The organism is Massilia rubra (genome assembly GCF_011682065.1).
GTDB lineage: Bacteria > Pseudomonadota > Gammaproteobacteria > Burkholderiales > Burkholderiaceae_D > Telluria_A > Telluria_A rubra.
Genome location: NZ_VUYU01000006.1, coordinates 48,533 through 69,902 on the forward strand (window position 1 = coordinate 48,533; position 21,370 = coordinate 69,902).

Consider the following 21,370-nt stretch of genomic DNA (forward strand, 5'->3'; position numbering starts at 1 on the left):
AAAGTCTAGTCGCGCCGCGCATGCCGGCGAAGGAATCGTTTCGCCAATCGATATGCGGCCGGTGCATATCGATCCCAGGCGCTTATGCGCAAAATGCTTCTATCGAAACGCGAAAATAGTCGTTTGCAGATGCGCCCGGCGCGACTACGCTGGGGGCGACAGATGCAAAAAGGAAGCGACGCCCATGTGTGAATTACTCGGAATGAACAGCAGCAAGCCAGCGGCGCTGAACTTCAGCTTCGCCGGTTTCAGCGAGCGCGGCGGGCGGACCGGCGTGCATCGCGACGGCTGGGGCATCGCCTTTCACGAGCCGTCCGGCTGCCGCCTGATCATCGACGACCGCCCGTCCATCGACTCGCCCCTGGCGCTGGCGCTCAAGCACAATCCGGTCAAGGCGAAGAATGTGGTGGCGCATATCCGCAAGGCCACCCAGGGCGAGGTGGCGCCGCAGAACAGCCATCCATTCACCCGCGTGCTATGGGGCACGACCTGGTCGTTCGCCCATAACGGCGACCTGAGCACGTTCAAGCCGGCGCCCGATCCGCATTTCGTCCCGGCCGGCGAGACCGACAGCGAGCGCGCCTTTTGCTATCTGCTGGCCGGGCTGCGGCGCCGCTTTCCGGTCCAGCCGCCGTCGCGCGCGGCGCTATTTACTGCGGTGCAAACCATGGCGGCGGTGATCGCGCGCCACGGCACCTTCAATTTCATTTTATCGAATGGCGACTTTTTACTGGCGCATTGCTCGACCCAGCTGCATTACGTGGTGCGCGCCTATCCGTTCGCCAGCGCCAGCCTGGTCGATTGCGACCTGCAGATCGATTTTCGCCAGCATAACCACCTGGACGACCAGATCGTCGTGATCGCCACCCTGCCCCTGACCACCGGCGAAGAATGGCACCGCTTCGCGCCGGGCGAACTGAAATTGTTCGCCGGCGGCGCGCCGCAAGCGATCCACCCCGGCCCCGGCAGCGACAGCGGCAGCAAGCCGCTGCGCCTTCTTATGAGTTACTGAAACACATGAGTTACTGAAACACCCACCCCACCCACGAAAGGAACAGCATGGCTATCTCGGAAATCAACGTACGCAATCAGTTCAGGGGCAAGATCAAGGAAATCATCGCCGGCCCGGTGGTGTCCGAGGTCGATGTCGAAACCGCGCACGGCATCGTCACCTCGGTCATCACCAGCCGCTCGATCCAGGACCTGGACCTGAAGGTCGGCAGCGAGGTCATCGCCCTGGTCAAATCGACGGAGGTGTCCATCGCCAAGATCCAATAAGCCGCTCTGCCCTTGCCGGCGACGGCAAGGTATGATGGCGGCATGAAGAATGGTTTTGCGCTGCTGTCGTCCCTCTGTTCCATTGCACTGGCGCTGCCCGCGGGCGGCGCCGAACTCGTCTTTGGCGTGTCCACTGGCAGCGCCATGCCGATGACCCGTTTCCAGGGCATCGAGCTGGCCGGCGGCCTGCTCAAGGATGTCGGCGACGCCCTGGCGGGCGAGCTGAACCTGCGCCCGCGCTACCTGACCTTGCCGCGCAAGCGGGTCGAGGCCGCGCTGGCCGACGGCACGGTCGACCTGCTGTGCGACCTGCGTCCCGAATGGCTCGACGGCCAGCGCTGGCAGTGGTCGAACCCGATCTTTTCCAACAGGATGATCATCGTCGGGCGCATCGATACGGCGCCGCTGGGCAACTTGCGCGAGCTGGCCGGCGCGCGCACCGGCACCATCACCGGCTACCGCTACCCTGTGCTCGATCATGAACTGGGGCCGCAATTCGTGCGCGACGACGCCGTCAGCGACGACCTGAACCTGCGCAAGCTGCTGCGCCGCCGCTTCAATTACATGCTCACCAATTCCCTGTATTACGATTACCAGCGACGCGCCCACGCCGAACGCGCACGCCTGAGCCGTACGGTGCTGGCCATCGAACCGTTCGACACCTACTGCGCCTTGCCGCCCGGCGGCAAGCTGAGCTTGGCGCAAGTGAACCGCGCCCTGCTGGCGCTGCGCAAGAATGGCCGGATGCAGGCCATCCTGGAGAGCTACCAGCCCGCCAACTAAGCAGTTCAGGCCGCTTGCGCGGGATCAAAGCCGCGCACCCGACCGCCTTTAGTATGGGTAAACCTCCACCACGCGCAGGCCAGCCATGCAAGCCCATCCTCCATGCGCCCCGTCCGCCGCCTTCGAGCAAGCCGAGGGCGATGTCATCAAGGTGCTGCCAGTTCCATCCGCACCGGTCGCGCGGTTTTCACGGCGGCCGGTTTATCGCCCTCAGCTGACCCGGTGCCGCCATGAACCATAATCTGCTCACCTTCGTCAACCACGCTTGCTTTCACATCGCCAACGAGCATACCGTGCTGCTGGCCGATCCCTGGGTCGAAGGCCCGGTTTTCAACAATGGCTGGAGCCTGCTCGACGACAGCACGTCCAACGCGGCATTGATCGCTGAACTGGCCGCGGGGAAGCGCAACACCTTCATCTGGTTTTCGCAAGAGCATCCCGACCATTTTTCGGTGCCCTTCGTCAAGCGGCTCAAGCGCGATTTTGCCGGCAAGGTCACCATGCTGTTCCAGGAAACCAAGGACAAGCGCGTGGTCAACTTTTTGCGCGACAATGGCTTCGATGTCATCGAATGCCAGCCCGGCATTCCGGTCGCGCTCGATGGGGAGATGCGCATCACGGTGTTTCCGCATGCCGATGGCGATTCGTATTGCCTGATCAGCTCGGGCGGGCGTCACGTGCTCAACATCAACGACTGCGCCTTGACCAGCGCCGCCCAGTGCGCGCAGGTCAAGGCCAGCATTGCGCTGCTGTGCGAGCGGGTCGATGTCTTGATGACCGGGTTCGGTGTCGCCAACTGGGTCGGCAATCCCTTCCAGGCCGAACTGCGCTGCGCCGCCGCGGCCGAAAAGCTGCACCGCATCAAGCTGCAGATCGCCGCTTTCGCGCCCAGGATCACGGTGCCGTTCGCCTCGTTCGTGTCGTTTTCGCACATCGACAACTGCTATATGAACGATCACCAGAACACGCCGCAGCGCCTGGCGCAGTGGGCGCGCCTGTCGCGCGCGACCGATTCGGTGCGCTTTTTGCAGCCGCGCGACACCATCGCGCTGGGCGTGGACACCGCCGAAAGCCTGGCCTGGGCCAGCGATGCGGCCGTCGAGCACTGGGAACGCTTGCTCGGCGTGCCGTGCGAACTGTTGCCGTCCGAAGCGCCGGCCACCCCGGCCCAGGTGCGCGCCGCCGCCGACAACTACCGCAAGGGCGTCAACGCCAACTTGTTGGGGCTGCCTTGCCTGCTGGAACTGGTCGGATTGATCCAGCCGCTGGTGATCCGCATTCCCGACATCGCCCTGACCATCCGCGTCTCTTACCTGCGCGGCTGCACCCAGTTGCACGACGACGAACTGGCCGACATTTCCATGACCTCGCCCAGCGCGGTGTTCCTGTTCGCCAATGAATACGGCTTCAACACCACCCGCGTCAACGCCCGCTTCCGGCTCGGCGAGAGCGGCGCGCTGCAGCGTTTCAGCCGTTTTTTCATGCCGCAGAACCTGGGCCGCCAGGGCTACGGCGTGCAGCATCCGCTGGCCACCGTGCGCTATCTGCTGCGCAGCCTGATGGCCCGCCTGGGCCGGCGCCTGGCCGCCATGCAACGACGACTTGCGAAGTAGACCACTGAATGACCCGCCTCCCCCGCGCAGGCGCCTGCGCGGGGCAGGCGCTTTACCGACGCAGCACGTCCTCCTGCCCTTGTGATTCGCATCCGCCCCCATCTCCACTATTTTGGCCCGAGCACCTTGCGCGATTGGTCAGACCACTTTAGAATGGCCTGACCAAAAGATGTGCAGGCCGCCATGCTCAAGAAAGTCACACCCGCTCCCGACAACGCCCTCGCGCACGAACCGCGGCTGTACCGCATCGTCGCCGGACGCATCGAGGAACTGATCCGCGAACAGGGAATCGGCGCCGGCGAACGCTTGCCGCCCGAACGCGAGATGGCAAGCCGCCTGGCCGTCAGCCGCGCTTCCCTGCGCGAAGCCCTGATCGCGCTCGAACTGCGCGGCGTGGTCGACGTGCGCGGCGGCTCCGGCGTCTACGTCAGCCGCGTCGAGCTTCCCCGCCACGAGCTTGACGAAGCCGGCCCCGGTCCCTTCGAAGTGCTGGCCGCGCGCCGCCTGGTCGAAGCCGAGGTGTGCGCCAGCGCCGCCCGCATGGCCAGCGACAGCGCCATCGAGGCCATCCGCAGCGCCGTCGTCGAAATGGAACGCCAGCACGACAATTACAGCAGCAACGAACAGCTCGACCGCGACTTTCACCTGTCGATCGCGCGCGCCACCGGCAACAGCGCCATGGTGGGCGCGGTCGACCACCTGTGGAAGCAGCGCGGCCGCCTCTGGCACAAGCTCAAGGAACATTTCCAGACCGAAGAATTGCGCCAGGCCACTTTGCTCGACCACCGCCGCATCCTCGACGCCATCGTCGCCCACGATCCGGCCGAAGCGCACGCGGCCATGCGCGCCCACCTGGAACGGGTGACGCGCACCTTTTCGCGAGGATAAGCACCGACCTATATAGAGACCAGTGGAGAGCAGGCGCGCAGAACGCCGCACCACAAGTGCAAACCATTATTGACCATGTCGACCCCGGCTCGCGCCTTCGTCGCCATGGCACAGGATACGCGAGGTGTCCTGACCAGCTTTCCGCGCCATCGCCGGGAGCGTTTAATGTCAAACAATAATCCGCAGGAGACCGTCTCACATGAACAAGCACACCAGCTCGATCCACTCGAAACTCGTATTGTCGTCCATCACCCTTGCGGTGCTGACGGTGATGAACCAGGCCGCGGCCCAACAGGCGGAAGCCGGCATGCAGCGCATCGAAGTGACCGGGTCGAGCATCAAGCGCCTTGCCACCGAGATGGCCCTGCCGGTCTCGACCATCAAGGCCGAGGAATTCACCAAGCGCGGCATGACCAGCCTGGCCGATGTGATGATGGCGCTGCCGCAATCGAACTCGCTGGCCCCGTCCAACGCCGGTTCCGGCACCAACATCAACCTGCGCGGCCTGGGCGTGAACCGTACCCTGGTGCTGCTCAACGGCCGCCGCCTGGCCAATGAGGCGATCGCCGACGGCTACGCCAACCTCGACGTCATTCCGATGAGCTCCCTGCTGCGGGTCGAAATCCTGCGCGACGGCGCCTCCTCGATCTACGGCTCGGACGCCATCGGCGGCGTGGTCAACTTCATCACCAAAAACAGCGTCGAAGGCGGTTCCATCACCGCCCAGTATGTGCAGCCGGAAAAATCGGGCGGCGGCGACGAGCAGCGCGTTTCGGCCACCTTCGGCAAGGGTAACCTGGCCACCGACGGCTGGAATCTGTACGGCACCATCGACGGCCGCCAGCGCAGCCGCCTGGCCGCGCGCGACCGCGCCGAACTGAGCTCGCCCGAACTGCTGGCGGGCATCGGCCGCGCCCAGACCCTGGCCACCGGCGGCTACGCCAGCCCGGCCAACTTCACCACCGCCACCAACAAGACCGCCGCCAACCCGTACTACAAGTCCGGCTGCGCCGCGCCGTATTCGATCCAGGGCGCCAAGAACACCTGCGTCATCGACAACAACGAGTACGGCACCGCCCTGCACGAAACCGAGCAGCTGACCTTCTACGCGCGCGGCACCAGGCAGTTCTCGGACGACCACACGCTCAGCCTGGACTACATGCGCGGCGAGTCGACCATCTACTCGGCCCGCAATCCGACCCAGAGCGTGGCCGCCAAGGGCGTCAGCGCGCGCGTGCCGGCCAGCAGCAAGTGGTATCCGGGCGGCGCCGGCGGCGTGCCGGCGGTGGCCGGCCTGAAAGGCGAACCGCTGATCGTGACCTGGAGCGTGGCCGACCTGGGACTGGCCAGCAACAAGGACGTGCAGCTGAACCAGCGCCTGGCGCTGGTCGATGAAGGCAAGATCGGCGACTGGGATTACAAAGCCGGGCTGGTCTACGGCCACAGCAACCGCAAGAACTACTACAACACCGGCTACGTCAGCGGCCCCGGCCTGAATGCGGGCCTGGCCAGCGGCGTGCTCAACCCGTTCGGCCTGCAGGATGAGGCCGGCAAGGGTTACCTGCGCGACATCTCGGTCGACGGCCAGCTGAACCGCGATTCGACCAGCACCTTCGCCGGGTTCGACGCCACCGCCAGCCGCACCCTGATGCAACTGCCGGGCGGCTCGCTGGCGATGGCGGTCGGCATCGACATCCACCGCGACACCACCGAAGATACGCGCCTGGGCATCACCAACGAAGTAAGCTACGCCAACGCCTCGTCCTCGCATGGCGACGGCGCGCGCAATGTGTCGGCCCTGTACGCCGAGCTCGATATTCCGATCAGCAAGCAACTGACCGTCAACCTGGCCGCGCGCGACGATTATTTCAGCGACTTCGGCAACACCTTCAACCCGAAAGCGAGCTTTCGCTACGAGCCGTCGAAAACCCTGATGTTCCGCGGTTCGGCCAATACCGGCTTCCGCGCCCCGACCCTGTTCGACCGCTACGGCTATCGCCTGCCTGGCGCCAACGGCAACACCGCCGGCAAATGGGACGATCCGGCCCTGTGCCCCGGCGGTAAACCTGGCGTGGCCGGCAGCGGCACCGCCGTGGCCGGCGCGGTCTCGTCCGAAGTGTGCAACGTGGCCCTGCCCAAGCAGACCGGCAGCAACGACCAGCTGACCCCGGAAACCTCGCGCGGCTGGACTCTCGGCATGGTGGTCGAGCCGGTCAAGAACCTGACCGTCTCGCTCGACTACTGGAACATCCGCATGAAAAACATGCTGGCCAACCTGCCCGAGCAAGTCTACTTCCAGGACCCGGTCAAGTACAAAGACCTGTTCGTGCGTAATCCGGACGGCACCCTGGCCTACATCAAGAACGTGACGATGAACCTGGGCGGCCAGAAAACCGCCGGCATCGACCTCACCGCCAACTACGCGCTGCCGCGCATGGACATCGGCGAGTTCAAGTTCCAGCTCGATGGCACCTACCTGACCCAGTTCGACAACCAGCTCGAAAAAGACAGCGCCTTCGTATCCAACGTCGGCCGCTTCGGCCTGGCCAGCAACGGCACCACCAGCAGCTTCCCGATCATCACCTATCGCTGGAAGCACACCCTGTCGACCAGCTGGAAGCGCGGCGACTACAGCGCGCAGCTGACCCAGAACTACAACTCGCACTATGACGACCAGAACCTGGTGGCGGCCGAATACCATCGCGAAATCAAGCCGTACTCGGTGTGGAACCTGACCGGCACGTATACCGGCTTCAAGAACATCAGCATCGTGGCCGGCATCACCAATATGTTCGATGAAAACCCGCCGGTCACCAACCACAGCGGCTACACCTTCGGCTACCTGAGCAGCGCGGCCAACCCGATCGGCCGCTCGTACAATCTGCGCATGACTTACAACTTCTGACGTACAACTTTTGATACAACAGGCACCTTCATGAACAAGCATTCGATTGATACCCGGCGCCGCGCCCTCCTGCGCGGCGCCGGGGCCGCCGGCCTGGCCCTGGGCGGCGGCGCCATGTCGCTGCCGGCCATGGCCGACGAGAAGCCAGCCGACCCGTGGCAACAGGCGCAAGCCATTGCCGCGCGCTTCAAGACGCCGCTGGTATTTCGCAAGCAAGACTTTGTCATCACCGCGCACGGCGCCAAGCCCTGCAAGGTGAGCACCGTGAAAGGTTTTATCGGCCATCACGAGCCGGGCATGGTCAGCACGCCGGCCGCCGGCGCGCACGACTGCTATCCGGCCATTGCGGCCGCGATTGCCGCCTGCGCCAGGGCGGGCGGCGGGCGCGTGGTGATTCCCGCCGGCGCCTGGCTGTGCAAAGGCCCCATCGTGCTGCGCTCGAACGTGCATGTGCACCTCAAATCGGGGGCGCATGTGTTCTTCAGCAATGATCCGGACGATTTCGCCAAATACGGCGAGGTCGATTGCGGCCCCAACGGCAAGCTGACCCTGTCGCGCTGGCAGAGCAACGATTGCCTGAACTATTCGCCGCTGGTGTATGCGCACAAGCAAAACAACATCGCCCTGACCGGCGAAGACTGGACCAGCATTCTCGACGGCCAGGGCGGCGTGCCGCTGGGCGACGGCGACTGCTGGTGGGATTGGAAAAGCAAGCGCAGCGGCAGCAAGGAAGCGGCCTCGCAGGTGGCGGTCAACCCGGCCAATCCACCGAGCATCCTGACGGTGGCGCCGGACCTGACGCCGGCCCAGGTCAAGCTGATCGAAGGCGATTCGAGCCGCTGGCGCAACGACGAATCCTACCTGCCCTCGCTGTCGGAAGCGGGCGTCGCGGTCGGCAAGCGCGTGTTCGGGCGCGGCCATTACCTGCGCCCGTGCATGATCGAATTCATCGGCTGCGACAAGGTGCTGCTCAAGGGCTACCAGGTCAACCAGGCGCCGTTCTGGCTGCACCACCCGGTGGCCTGCCGCGATCTCGAAATCCGCAAGGTCCACATGGACAGCATGGGACCGAACAGCGACGGTTTCGACCCGGAAGCGTGCGACACCGTGCTGGTGGAAGACTGCACCTTCAACACCGGCGACGATTGCATCGCGATCAAGGCCGGCAAGAATCTCGACACGCAGTTCGGGCCGACCCAGAACGTGCTGATCCAGAAGTGCATCATGAACAGCGGCCATGGCGGCGTGACCCTGGGCAGCGAAATGTCGGGCGGCATCCAGCATGTGTACGCGCAGGATATCGAGTTCCGCAATGTAAACTGGGCCACCAGCCCGCTCAGCACGGCGATCCGCATGAAGACCAACATGAACCGTGGCGGCTTCCTGAAGCATTTTTACGTGCGCAACGTGACCATTCCCAACGGCGTGCAAACCACGCCGCAGTACTACAACCCGCTGCCGGGCTCGCCGATCGCCCCGAAAAGCGTGTCGTCCTCGGCCGGCGCGGTGATTACCATCGATTGCGATTACGCACCGACCGCAGACAACGTGCGCACGCGCCCGCCGGTGGTGTCCAACGTGCACATTTCGAACGTCAAGGTCGGCAACGTGAAGACCAAGGCCGGCACGTATTCGTGCTTCCAGGCGATCATGCTGCTCGGGCCTGTCGCTTTCGATTACAACGGCGACGATCCGTCGAAGATCGTGCCGATCACCGACATCACGATCACCGACTGCGACTTCGGCAATGCGGCCAATGCCGACAAGCCCTGGTTCGCCTACAACGTGAAGTCGGCAAAACTGACAAACGTGACCATCGTCGGCAAGGTGATCAACACCACCCTGACGGCGTAATTCAACAAGTTTTTGATGAGGTACTGACGATGTAGCCTGCTGTTTCACTTATTGGACGACAAAAAATGAAAACAAGAAGAATGTTGGAGACACTCGCGGTCGTGGCATTGACCGCGGGACAAGCACAGGCGGCAGTTTTGCCGCTGCAACACACCACCATCAGCGCGACCTACAACGGGTCGGCTGATGGCATGCTGGGGCTGGACCAGCAGTTCGCCCCGGTTCCGGGATCGAACGTCACGGCCATCGACCCTACCGGCGCCGGCGGCGTCGAATTCCTCAGTGCCGACTTCCTGTTCGGCATCGACTTCGCCGAAGACGGCTTGATGACGGTCTATAACAATGGCCCCGTGCAAGCGGGCGCGTACAGCATGCGCTTCGATTTCGGCGCCAGCCTGGGCGCACCGTTGACGCGCTTCACCTTGCTCGACAGCGCGGCCACCGGCGGCCTGCCCGTCCTGAACCTGATCGACGGCCACACCATCGGCCTGGACCTGTCCGCGCTCGACTGGGGCAGCGGATTTTCCAGCTTCAGCGCCCGCCTGGAAGCGGCGCCCTCGCCCGTGCCCGAACCGGCCAGTGCGACCTTGATGCTGGCCGGCCTTGCCGCCTTCGCCCTGATGCGCCGCCGCGCCCCCACAGCCTAGTCACCGGAGAATCCAATGAAAGAAGCACCTATCAGGGCTGCGCTCAGCGCCGCCCTGCTGACGGCGTTCGCCTGTAGCCAGGCCCATGCCGCCGTCGACCCCGCACGCCAGGCAGCGCCCGCCGACGGCTGGGCCAGCCAGTCTGGGGGCACCGTGGGCGGAGCCAACGCCGTGCCCGAGCAAATCTACACGGTGGCCGACCGCGCCCAGTTGCTGGCCGCCCTGCGCAACGGCGGCAACAGCAGCAAGATCATCAAGCTGACCGGCATGATCGACATGAGCGGCGGCGTGCCTTACGCCAGCACCGGCGACCAGGCCGCGCGCGGCGCCATTCGCCTCGGCAGCAATACCACCCTGATCGGCGCCGGGGCCACGGCCGGCATCGTCAACGGCCACATCGCCGTGCAGAACGTGGAACAGGTGATCATCCGCAACCTGAAGATCATGAACCCCTGCGACGTCGGCCCCATCTGGGACCCGCTCGACGGCGCTGCCGGCAACTGGAACTCGGCCTACGACGCGATCGGCGTGTCGGGCTCGCATCATGTCTGGATCGACCACAACAGCTTTACCGACGCGCCGCTGACCGACGACCTGCAAGTCATCGAAAACGGCAAGCACAAGCAATGCCACGACGGCGCGCTCGACATCACCAACGCCTCCGACCTGGTGACGGTGTCGTACAACCACTTTGGCCAGCACAACAAGAACAACCTGATCGGTTCGAGCGACACCGCCACGGCCGACGAAGGCAAGTTGCGCGTCACTTTCAGCAACAATGTGTACGCCGATGTCACCCAGCGCTCGCCACGGGTGCGCTTCGGCATGGTCCATCTGTTCAACAACTACTACATGGGCAGCAAGTCGGCGCCGGTGTATCCGCATGCGTACAGCGTGGGCATCGGCCAGAACGCCAAGATCCGTTCGGACAACAACGTCTTCGCGATCGCCGGCGCAAGCACCTGCGCCGATATCGTCTCGGCGCCCGGCGGCAGCGGCGGCGCCTTCAGCGACACCGGGTCGCTGCTCAATGGCGCGGCGCTGCCGGCGTGCGCGGTCGCCCCTTCCGGCTGGAACCCGCCGTATCCGTTCACGCCACGCCCGCCGGCGCTGGTCAAGGCCAACGCCCTGGCGCAGGCCGGCGGCGGCAAGCTCAGCACCAGCATCACGGGCAGCGGCGACACCAGCACCGACACGTTGCCGACCCTGTCCTGTCCGTCCACCGGCCTGTATTTCTGCGACGACTTCCAGGATGGATCGAGCGCGCGCTGGAGCCTGCTGCCGCTGCCCGGACCGAACGGCGCCTTCAGCGTGCAGGCCGACGCTTCGGGCACCAGCAACAAGGTGCTGCAATACACGGCGGCCAGCAGCGGCGGCATCCTGGCGCTGGTCAAGCCGGACGCGTTCAAGGGCGTGCCCTCGGGCGACTATTTCGTCGAGGCGCGCATCCGGCCGCTGACCAACAGCACCACCGGCAACAAGCAGTTGTACCTGATCACGCGCTATGTCGATCCGGCCAACTGGTACGGCGCCGGCCTGAACATGCAAAACGCCAGCACCAGCACCCAAGTCGAGCTCGCCCGCATGCTCGGCAACAGCTTGAGCAAGATCAAGCAAAGCAAGCGCGCCATCGCCATGGATGCACAGTTCTACACCGTGCGTTTCGAGATGATCGGCAGCACCCTGACCTTGTATCTCGATGGCGAAAACCTCGGCTCGGTGAGCGACAGCAGCTTCGCCGCGCGCGGCCTGATCGGCCTGTACACGACCAACAAGTCGTTCCAGATCGACGATGTGCGGGTCGGCGATCCGCGGATGAAACCGGTGCAACTGACCCTCACTCCCCACCCGCTGGCGTACACGGCCGAGGCGGGCGATCCGCCGCTGCTCATCAAGGTGGGCGCGAAAAAAGGCGACGGCAGCGTCGATACCTTCACGGTGGAGTCGAGCAGGCCTGGCGTGGTGGGCGTTGCCAGCGACGGCGCCACGGTCACCTTGACCCCGCTGGCGGCCGGCAGCGCCAAAATCGTCTTCACCAGCGGCGCCGATCCGACCCTGACGCGCAGCATCAGCGCCAGCATCGCGCCGGGCTTCGTGCAGCCGACCCAGACCTATCGCCTGGACGGCGCCAGCTTCCCGCCCGCCGGCGCCATCGATGAGGCCATCGACAGCCCGCTGACCCTGACCTTCGACAACGCGCCGACCCTGGGTAGCGGCGGCACCATCCGCATCTTCCGCAAGAGCGACGATGCGCTGGTCGACGTGATCCGCCCGGCCGACGACATCGACACGATCGGCCATGCCGGCCAGGACCGCTTGCGGCGCGTGCGCTATGCGCCGGTGCACATCCACGGCAACACGGTGAGCATCAAGCCGCACAACAACCGCCTCGCCTACGGCAGCGCTTACTACGTGGCCATCGCCGACGGCGTGTTCAACGGCGCGACCTTGGGCGGCACGCCGTTTCGCGGCATCGGCAAGGCGGGCGGCTGGAGCTTTACGACCAGGGCTGGCGCGCCGGCCGGCGCCAGCCTCGTCGTGGACGACGACGGCCCGGCCGACTTCCGCACCGTGCAAGGCGCACTCAACCACGCCAGCAGCGCCTTCGCCAAGGCCGAGCCGGTGACCATCAGCGTGCGCAACGGCAGCTACGAAGAATTGCTGTACCTGCGCGGCAAGGACAACGTGAGCATCAAGGGCGAAAGCCGCGACGGCGTGCTGATCCACTACACCAACCACGACAGCCTCAACCCCGGCACCGGCGCGAGCGAAGCGCCGGGAGGCAGCGGCGCGTCGCCTAGCGCGCCGCTGGGCGGGCGCGCGGTGTTGCTGGTGGAAGCGGCCGACATGGTCACGCTCGATAACCTGACCCTGAAAAACACCACCCTGCGCTCGCCGGCCATCTCGGCCCAGGCCGAAACGCTGTACTTCAACAGCGATGGTCGCCTGGTGGCCAGCAACGCCGCCTTCTTCAGCGAACAGGACACCTTGAACCTGAAAGGCTACGCCTGGTTCTACCGCTCGCTGGTGGCCGGCAACGTCGACTTCATCTGGGGCGGCGCGCGCGCGGCCCTGTTCGAAGAAAGCGAGATCCGCAGCGTCGGCGACAGCACCAGCGCCGGCAGTGGCGGTTACGTGTTGCAGGCGCGCGTGCCGAACGCGGGCGACAAGGGCTTCGTTTTCCTCAACAGCAGCCTGACCCACGGCCCCGGCCCCGGTCCCCTGCACGGCGACGTTCCCAACGGCGCCACCTGGCTCGCGCGCAGTCCCGGCGGCACGGCCAGCTGGGACAACATCGCCTTCATCAACTGCAAGATGGACGCGCACGTGGCCCCGGCCGGCTGGGCCGGACTTGGCGTGAACGGCCAGCCGGCGCCCAATCCGGTCCAGCCAAACGCCTTGTCGGGCTGGCGCGAGTTAGGCAGCACCGACTTGCAGGGCGCGCCCCTGGACCTGTCGGCGCGGGTCGGCGGCTACCTGCTGAGCGAAGAGGAAGTGGCGGCCGGGTTTGCCACCCGCGCCAAGGTATTTTCCGCGTGGAACAATGGCCTCGGCTGGAATCCTTAGAACGCATGGGGAGCGCCCCGTCAAGTGGCGTTCCCCGAATCCAACAGTAAAGAAATACTAATAGGAATCTTGATCGTAAAGACATGCTAAGCTTAATGGGATGCAATGCCTGAGCGACTCCGCTCGCGCTGGCATGTCCTCCCGGAAGAGGTATCATGAAGATTCGGTCCTTCCTTGCCTTGATGATCGTGGCGGCGCTAGCGCCGGTGATTTTGTTTTCCACCGTCCCGCTGAGCCGCCTGATCCAGGCCGAGCGCGACGCCGCCGTGCTGTCCATGAAACTGGCGGCGCGCGCCACCTCGATCGCCGTCGATGGCCAGTGGCACCAGGCGATCGGCCTGATTCGAGGTCTGAGCAGTTCGAACAAACTCGAATCCGGGCAAATCGCCCAGTTCGGCATCAAGGCGCGCACCATGGCCGGCAACGACGGCGCCTGGATCGAGCTGCTCGACGACAGCGGGCAGTTGCTCGTCGACACCACCCGCCCGCCGGATGCCAGCCTGCCCGACACCCGCGCCAGGGAGCGCGCCCGCGTCGAGCGCATGCTTTCGAGCGCGGCGTATGCCATCTCCGACCTGTTGCCGGGCAAATTACCCGAAAACTACGTCGTCAAAGTCGACTTTCCGGTGTTCCTCGACAACGACGTGCGCTACGTGCTCGGCTATGGCTTCGACGTCGACGACCTGCTGCGCGCCCTGCCCGCGCCGGACGCCGAGGGCACCACCTTTACCGTGTACGACCGCCAGGGCCGCCTGTTGGCCAGCAACGGCAAGCACGCGGCCGTCGGCAGCCTGGCGCCGCCGCCGGTGCTGGTCGCGATCCGCCTGCGCGAGAACGGGCTGGTGACCACGGCGGACGGACGCTACGCGATGCTGACCGTGTCCACCGTGTCGGGCTGGTGGGTGGCGATGTCGGCCCCGCGCGCCACGATCGACGGCACCGCGCGGCGCACGGTGCTCTATTCGGTGTCGGGGCTGCTCATCGCCCTGCTGCTGGCCGGCGCCGCCGCCCTGCTGTTCAGCGCGCGCGTGACCCGGGCGATTGCCCGCACCGGCGAGGCGGCGCGCGCGATGGTGAGCGGGCCGACCCGGCTGCCGCTGTACTCGGGCATCACGGAAGTCGACCGGCTCGACCAGAATGTATACCTGGGGGCCCACTTGCTGGCGAGCGCCTCGGCCGAGCGCGAGCGCTTATTGGCCGAAGCCCAGCAGGCGCGCGAAATCGCCGAGGGCCAGAACCGTTCCAAGGATGAATTCCTGGCCATGCTCGGGCACGAGCTGCGCAACCCGATGGCGCCGATCAGCACCGCCGCCCACCTGCTCAAGATGCCGAATATCTCGCCCGAACAGATGCGCCAGGCGGGCGACATCATCTCGCGCCAGGTGGACCATATGAATCACCTGGTGAACGACTTGCTCGATGTGTCGCGCGTGACGCGCGGCCTGATCACGCTGGAGAAAAAACCGGTGTCGATGCGCGCCATCCTGGCCGCCGCCGTCGAACAGACCATGGGCGCCATGCACAAGGGCGGGCACCACTTCGACACCGTCTGCGGGGACGAAGACTACTGGGTGCGCGGCGACGCCACGCGCCTGATCCAGGTGCTGACCAACCTGCTGGTCAACGCCGCCAAGTATTCGCCGCCGCAGTCGTCGATCCGGGTGACCCTGGCGCGCGACGGCGAGCGGATCAGCATCGAAGTGAGCGACAACGGCAATGGGATCGAACCGGAACTGCTGCCGCGCGTGTTCGAACTGTTTTCGCAGGGGCGGCGCACGCCGGACCGGGCCACCGGCGGGCTTGGACTGGGACTGGCGCTGGTGCGCAAACTGGTGGAGCTGCATGGCGGCAGCGTGAGCGCGTACAGCGAGGGCGCGGGCCAAGGCAGCCGGTTTACCATCGAGCTGCCGGCGGCGGACATGCGCGCGGTCGATGCGGCTGGATTGAATATGGTTGAGGGCGCAAGCGTGAGCTAGCAAGAGATTCATTTACTCAGCTGCTTCCACTAATTTATCCAAAAGTGCAAATGAAAAGAACGCTTTACCACAACAACTCATAATAAAACACTTATAACAACTTGAAAATATGCGCTTCTAAATTAATATATATACAGAGGATAAAATGGAATTTACTGAGGCAAGTTATTTTTTAGAAGAAATTAAGAATCACGAAGATTTAAGGAATTCCATCGTTTACTTAGCTACCGAAAACGGATGGATTGACATTTTAAGCATGCTTCCAGTTACCGAGTCTGATATATTGAAAATTTTAGATTCAAAATCTAAAATTGCAGGAAAGAAGACGAATTCTTCAAGTGGAACGTTAGCTTGGTATTTGCTAGAAAACAAACTACTTGGAGTTTGTGTGAAAATCGGTAGCAAAACTTGGTCAAAAACACTGACTCAGTTGGAAGTGGATCTTAAGAAATGTTATCAATTGGGAAGTAATGCATTTTTTGCTAACCATGATCCACTGACAGGGCTATTAAATAGAAACGGCTTGCGCTTAAATTTGCAACAACATTTGAAATCAAATGGCGACAATGATGAAAATTCTTTGACCGAGCAATCATTCACGTCAGGGCAAAGCGTGATTATCTTTAGCTTTGATATTGATCATTTTAAGCAAGTCAACGACACCTACGGGCACGCAACCGGTGATGAGGTATTAAAAATCTTCGCCCAGCGATTAAAAGTCTGCGTCGACGACCTACGCAAACTCTACGATGGCGTTTTCATATTAAGCCGTTTAGGCGGAGAAGAATTTGAAATATTATTCATAGGGAAACTTCAGCGCATCCAAATCGTTAGCATCTTGAAATCTTTGTTTAAGTCTATACGTTGCACAATCGATAAGATCGAACCTTTCCCCAAAGGTATAACATCAAGCATTGGAATTGCTCAAGAGCCCGTTTCGGAATCGCAAATTCGTACGTTAATAGCCGATGTTCGTGGCCGCTCAGACTCGGCTTTAGCGCGCGCAAAAGCAGATGGGAGAAATTGTTCTCGATTTTTTGAGGACATTCATTTGAAGCACGGCCGAGTTATCGAATTCCATGAAAATTCCAATATTGCTATAGTTGACATTGGGAAAAGCGTCGGTGTCGTCGCTGGCGATATCTATAAAGTTTTGTACCCTCCATTTACTGGCGATCAAGAGTGCATGATAAATGACGGTAGGTCTACGAAAAAAATGGGGGAATATATAGAAATAGAAAGTGCTGAATTGCAAATTGTTCACGTACAAGAGCAAATTAGTACATGCATCATAATCAACAGCCATACCACAGCTAAAATCCCTGTGGGAGCATTGATAAAACGACTAGCAATTGGCTCCAGACCATTATTAACCGAATTCTGGCGTGCGGTTCCAAATTTAGGAGATCGCGATCAGCTAATTGGTCGATTCAATCAACTATTAGCCGACAATAGAGTATTTGCCGTATTAAACGTGGGGATTTCAAGCAACAATAGTAACTTTGAGACGCAAGGAAGACTACTTTCCGGATTTTCAGCTTTGCTTGCTGGAACACTTCCCGCTTCCACGGAAATATTTTTAGCTAGCGGCAACAGTTTTTTTATCCTCATTCCACGACCGATTAATCTTGATATCAATTATGATGACGAGACTCTTGATGAAGAAACGTATGATGGCGACAATGTACAAGGTGTTTACCCCCACGATTACCTTGATCCATATTTAGAAATGCTGACGAAAAATCCAGAAGTTAAAGTTGGGGTTTACATCTTGCCATCTATAATTTCTGGTCTTCGAAGCGAATCAATTTTGCACTTCGCGCGTGCCGGTTTATTGACCTCCATGGCTGAAAAAATCGAAGGAAAAACTATTCATTATTTCACACCCAATAAGATTATTTATCATTGGAGGATGAGAAACGCCACGGACGACGCCATTACAGACTATAGGGCCTTCCGGTCATATGGAATAGACGATGAAAATTTACATAACCAATTCGGCTTGACAATGCTTACAAGTGGAGATTCGGACTTATTTCAGCTTGCCGACCAAGCGTTCACACAAGCTTGTACAATAAACCCGGACAGCGAAATCTTTCATATGAATTTAGGTTTGGGGAAGACCCAACTCGAGCTATATTCTGACGCTTTTGATATTTTACGTCCACTCGAAACACGTTTGTTAAATGAAAAGACGTCTCCAGCTTACGGTTTAGCTTACGCAAAATGCGCAATCGAGCTAATCAAATCAAAGAAAATAAGTGATACCGATTTAAATGATATTATTCTGAAATTTCACGACATCAGCCAAGCTAAAGGATCCGTTTACGTTTATGAAAAGTGGGCCACTGAGTTAAATATAGAATTCAATCGAATCCAAAAAATAACGTGAAATTCACCAGATCTGTGGCGGACTTTGAAAAAGCGTAGCTGGCGGTGAAAATTCCATTCGAGAAGCACCTCTATATGAAATTGCCGCGCCGAGTCCGAATCGCCTTCTCTGCAGCGCAGTCATGGCTTTCGCGGCTTCAGAACCGATCATTCAGGGTCCGTCCGTTGCAGTCCATTGCAAAGTGCCCCCTTCAGCATAAAACGGCGAACTTTCACCTCTTTTCTACCTTGCCGGAGTAAGTCCGACTTCTTGTATGCAAGATTGGCGCTCCCAAGCCTGGCCGACAGTTACGCGGCAAGCGGCGCGTCCAGCACGTTGCGTTAGGAGCGGCGGCCAGTTCTGGCGACAACTGCATCCGCGGTCGGGTCATGCACGGCCGCGCTCGTTAGTTGGCGCTTCTACTCAGCCTTCACCGGCTTGCGCTCATTCGCGTGAGCTCACCCGGGCGGGCCGTCGGCTTGCGCGAGCTGGGCGGTGCTCTCGGCCTGACAGTCGCTGGCGGGACAGTCGCAATCGTCGTGCTCCGGTTCGGCGTCATGCAACAGGCTGTGTTGGCGGAATGCCTCGCACAAGTCGGCGCGCAACACGGCGTCGTCCCATGGCTTGGTGTAAAAACGGTAAATCGCCCCCTTGTTCACGGCCTTGATGACAGAGTCGAGATCGGCGTAGCCGGACAGCACAATACGGATGCTGTCCTGGTACATTTCCTTGACCCGATCGAAGAACTCGGTGCCGTTCATGCCCGGCATGCGCTGGTCGCAAACGATCACCTGGACGCTGTGCTGCGCCAGCAGGTCGAACCCTTCGGCGGCCGAGCCCGCGCACAGGATGTGGTAGCCGTCGTGGCGCAGCAGGCGCCGCAGCGAAGAGAGCACGTAGGCCTCGTCGTCGACCAGCAGCAAGGTCTTGCGATGGGCCGGCGTTGGCGCCCCGGGCAGCGGCATCTGGCGGTCCTTGAGCAGCAAGCTTTCAAGCGCGGGCAGCGCCAGCGGCCGGCTGAAAAAATAGCCCTGCACCTGGTCGCAGCGATGGCGTTTCAAAAACGCGAGCTGGGCGGCCGTCTCGACGCCTTCGGCGATGACCTCGAGCTTGAGGCTGTGGGCCATGCCCACGATCGCCTGCACGATGGCCGCGTCGTCCGGATTGCTGGTCACTTCGCGGATGAAGGCGATGTCGATCTTGAGCTTGTCGATGGGGAAGCGGCGCAGGTAAGCCAGGCTCGAATACCCGGTACCGAAGTCATCGATGGAAATGAGTACGCCGAGCCGTTTCAAGTCCCTCAGCGTGCGGATCGTGCGTTCCGTGTTGGCCATCAGGGAACTTTCAGTCAGTTCCACTTCAAGCAGCTCGGGCGGCACGCCGTGGCGCGCCAGCGCGGCGACGAAATCGGCGTTGACGTCGCCCTCGGCCAGCTGGCGCCCCGCCACATTGACCGACACCTGCAAGCGCCCCACGGGCGAGCGCAGCCACTGGCCGACCTGGCGGCAGGCCTGATCGATGATCCAGCTGCCGACTTTCAAGATCAGCCCGGTTTCCTCGAGCGAGCCGATGAACAGATCCGGCGCGACCAGGCCATGCCCCGGCCGCTCCCAGCGCAGCAGCGCTTCGACGCCGGCCACGCTGCCGCTCTCGAGGGCAACCTTGGGCTGGTAGTGCAGCACGAATTCACCATTGTCGAAGGCCCGCCGCAGGGCTTTTTCCAGGTCGAGCCGGGCCAGCACCTCGACATTCATCTGGGCCGTGAAGAAGCGGAAGGTATCGCGCCCGGCGTGCTTGGCGCGGTACATCGCCGTGTCGGCGTACTTGATCAGTTCGTCGGGCTGGCTGGCGTCGAGCGGGTGCATGGTAATGCCGATGCTGGCCGTGACGTGCAATTCATGCTGGCCCAATACGAACGGGGTGCGCAGCACGTCGCGGATCTTGCCGGCCACGGCGGCGGCATCGTTCTGTTCATCCTGCATTACCAGGATCACGCCGAATTCATCGCCGCCCAGGCGCCCGACCGTGTCGCGCGCGCGCACGCAGCCGAACAGGCGGTGCGCGAACTGGACCAGCAGGTCGTCGCCCACCCCATGGCCGAGGGTATCGTTGACGGCCTTGAAGTTGTCGAGATCGAGAAACAGCACGGCCAGCGTCCATCCATGCTGGGTGGCTTGCTGCAGCGTGCGGGTCAGGGTATCGTAGAACAAGGTGCGGTTCGGCAAACCCGTCAGTCCGTCGTGATGGGCCTGGTACTGCAGGCGCTGCGCCGCCTCCTTGCGCTCGCTGATATCGCGCACCACGGCCACGATAATCCAGTCCGCTCCCGACTGCAAGGCTTGCTGGTGAAACTCGACCTGCACTTGCGAACCATCCTTGCGGATCAGCGCCATCTCGTCCGACAGGCTGCTGCCACTGTTGGCCTTGAGGTGTTCGTACAAGGCCGCCATCTGCTCCCAGGTCGATTCGGCGGTGATATCGCACGGCCCCATGCCCAGCAATTGTTCGCGCGAATAGCCGAGCATCCCGCAGGCTGCGGCATTGAGTTCGACGAAGTGCATGCTGCTGCAATTGAGCAGGAAAATCGCATCGTCGGTGCAATCCATCGCGGTGCGGAAGCGGCGCAGCTCGTCCTCGCCGCGTTTGCGCTCGCTGATATCCATATACATCACAACCACGCCGTGCAGATTCTTGTCGGCCAGGGGCGTGACGGTCAACAACAGCCATGACTGGGTCGTTGCGGCGCCGCAGGCGTACTCGAAGGACCAATGACGGGTACGACCGGCGAGCACCTGGCCGATCCCGTCGGCCACCTGGCGCGCCTGGGCGGCGCCCTGGCCGCCCACCAGCGCGCATTGCTCGAGCACGTTGGTGCCGACGGCATGTCCCGGACCGGCGGCGCCCAGGGCCGGCGGCTTGCCGAACGCCGTCCACGCCTGGTTGACCGACATGATGACGCCATCGGCGTCGAGGATCGCGATGTAGGCCGGCAGGGAGTTGAGGATCGCATCGAGCCGGCTGGCGTCGTTCAGGCGCACCTGCGCCTGGGCGCGGCGCAGCAGGAATGGCTGGCCATGGGGATCGGTGATGGTATCGATTTCGCCGCCCGTCAATTCTTCCAGGCGCGCCACGTTGGCCTGCAGCGCGGCGATCAGGGCCGCCACTTCGGCGCCCCGGGTCCCGCTTTCCAGGCCGCTGTTCATGGTACCTGGTCTTCCAGCCCGAGCGCGAGCAGGACCGACTCGGTCTGGCTGAGCGTGCCGACGATGCGGCGCACGCTGGCGGGAGCGAGCTTGATCAGGGTCGGGGTCATGAAGATGGCGTCCTCGAGCGCGCGCCCCGGTTCGCGAAACACATCGAGCACCTCGATCTGGTGCCGCCCGGGCAGATAGGTTTGGCACAGGGCGCGCAGGTTGATCCGGGCCTGCACCGAATTCGGGGCCTCGCCCGCCACGTAGAGGCGAAAGACAAACATGGGCGCGGGCTCG

At 62.2% G+C, this 21,370-nt stretch carries 13 protein-coding genes; 11 read left to right on the forward strand and 2 right to left on the reverse strand.

The genetic code is table 11. The annotated features are described in order from the left end of the window. Positions 1-184 precede the first annotated feature (184 nt). From F0185_RS10570 to F0185_RS10620, 11 genes are all read left to right on the forward strand, one after another. Positions 185-1,012, forward strand: a complete 828-nt coding sequence (locus F0185_RS10570) for a class II glutamine amidotransferase (RefSeq protein WP_167224165.1) — start codon at positions 185-187, stop codon at positions 1,010-1,012. Positions 1,013-1,059: 47 nt separating this feature from the next. Continuing rightward, positions 1,060-1,278 (forward strand): TOBE domain-containing protein, encoded by a 219-nt coding sequence (locus F0185_RS10575; RefSeq protein ID WP_054267531.1) that lies wholly within the window; start codon positions 1,060-1,062, stop codon positions 1,276-1,278. Positions 1,279-1,320: 42 nt separating this feature from the next. Then, positions 1,321-2,061, forward strand: a complete 741-nt coding sequence (locus F0185_RS10580) for a substrate-binding periplasmic protein (RefSeq protein ID WP_167224167.1) — start codon at positions 1,321-1,323, stop codon at positions 2,059-2,061. A gap of 230 nt (positions 2,062-2,291) precedes the next feature. Beyond that, complete coding sequence (locus F0185_RS10585; protein WP_167224169.1) at positions 2,292-3,674, forward strand: MBL fold metallo-hydrolase; 1,383 nt, start codon at positions 2,292-2,294, stop codon at positions 3,672-3,674. A 183-nt stretch (positions 3,675-3,857) separates the two neighbouring features. Further along, the gene (locus F0185_RS10590) at positions 3,858-4,562 is read left to right on the forward strand and encodes a FadR/GntR family transcriptional regulator (protein ID WP_167224171.1); all 705 of its coding nucleotides are present in this window, start codon (positions 3,858-3,860) and stop codon (positions 4,560-4,562) included. A gap of 199 nt (positions 4,563-4,761) precedes the next feature. Then, a complete protein-coding gene (locus tag F0185_RS10595; protein WP_167224173.1) occupies positions 4,762-7,467 on the forward strand; it encodes a TonB-dependent receptor in 2,706 nt (901 codons plus the stop codon). 30 nt (positions 7,468-7,497) lie between these two features. Continuing rightward, positions 7,498-9,321 carry a glycoside hydrolase family 28 protein gene (locus F0185_RS10600; RefSeq protein ID WP_167224175.1) on the forward strand — a complete coding sequence of 608 codons (1,824 nt, stop codon included), beginning with the start codon at positions 7,498-7,500 and terminating at the stop codon, positions 9,319-9,321. A gap of 137 nt (positions 9,322-9,458) precedes the next feature. Next, complete coding sequence (locus F0185_RS10605; protein WP_167224177.1) at positions 9,459-9,968, forward strand: VPLPA-CTERM sorting domain-containing protein; 510 nt, start codon at positions 9,459-9,461, stop codon at positions 9,966-9,968. 15 nt (positions 9,969-9,983) lie between these two features. Continuing rightward, a complete protein-coding gene (locus tag F0185_RS10610; RefSeq protein WP_167224179.1) occupies positions 9,984-13,535 on the forward strand; it encodes a pectinesterase family protein in 3,552 nt (1,183 codons plus the stop codon). A 155-nt stretch (positions 13,536-13,690) separates the two neighbouring features. Further along, positions 13,691-15,511: a sensor histidine kinase gene (locus tag F0185_RS10615; protein ID WP_167224181.1), complete on the forward strand. Its 1,821-nt coding sequence runs from the start codon at positions 13,691-13,693 to the stop codon at positions 15,509-15,511. 145 nt (positions 15,512-15,656) lie between these two features. Continuing rightward, positions 15,657-17,903, forward strand: coding sequence for a GGDEF domain-containing protein (locus F0185_RS10620; protein WP_167224183.1), 2,247 nt, complete (start codon positions 15,657-15,659; stop codon positions 17,901-17,903). Between the two features lie 437 nt (positions 17,904-18,340). Here F0185_RS10620 and F0185_RS10625 read toward each other — a convergent pair whose 3' ends face one another. Both F0185_RS10625 and F0185_RS10630 read right to left on the reverse strand, forming a co-directional pair. Continuing rightward, complete coding sequence (locus tag F0185_RS10625) at positions 18,341-21,085, reverse strand: EAL domain-containing protein (RefSeq protein ID WP_167224185.1); 2,745 nt, start codon at positions 21,083-21,085, stop codon at positions 18,341-18,343. Then, complete coding sequence (locus F0185_RS10630) at positions 21,082-21,357, reverse strand: circadian clock KaiB family protein (RefSeq protein ID WP_223164489.1); 276 nt, start codon at positions 21,355-21,357, stop codon at positions 21,082-21,084. The genes F0185_RS10625 and F0185_RS10630 overlap by 4 nt, the downstream gene beginning before the upstream one ends. Positions 21,358-21,370 lie beyond the last annotated feature (13 nt).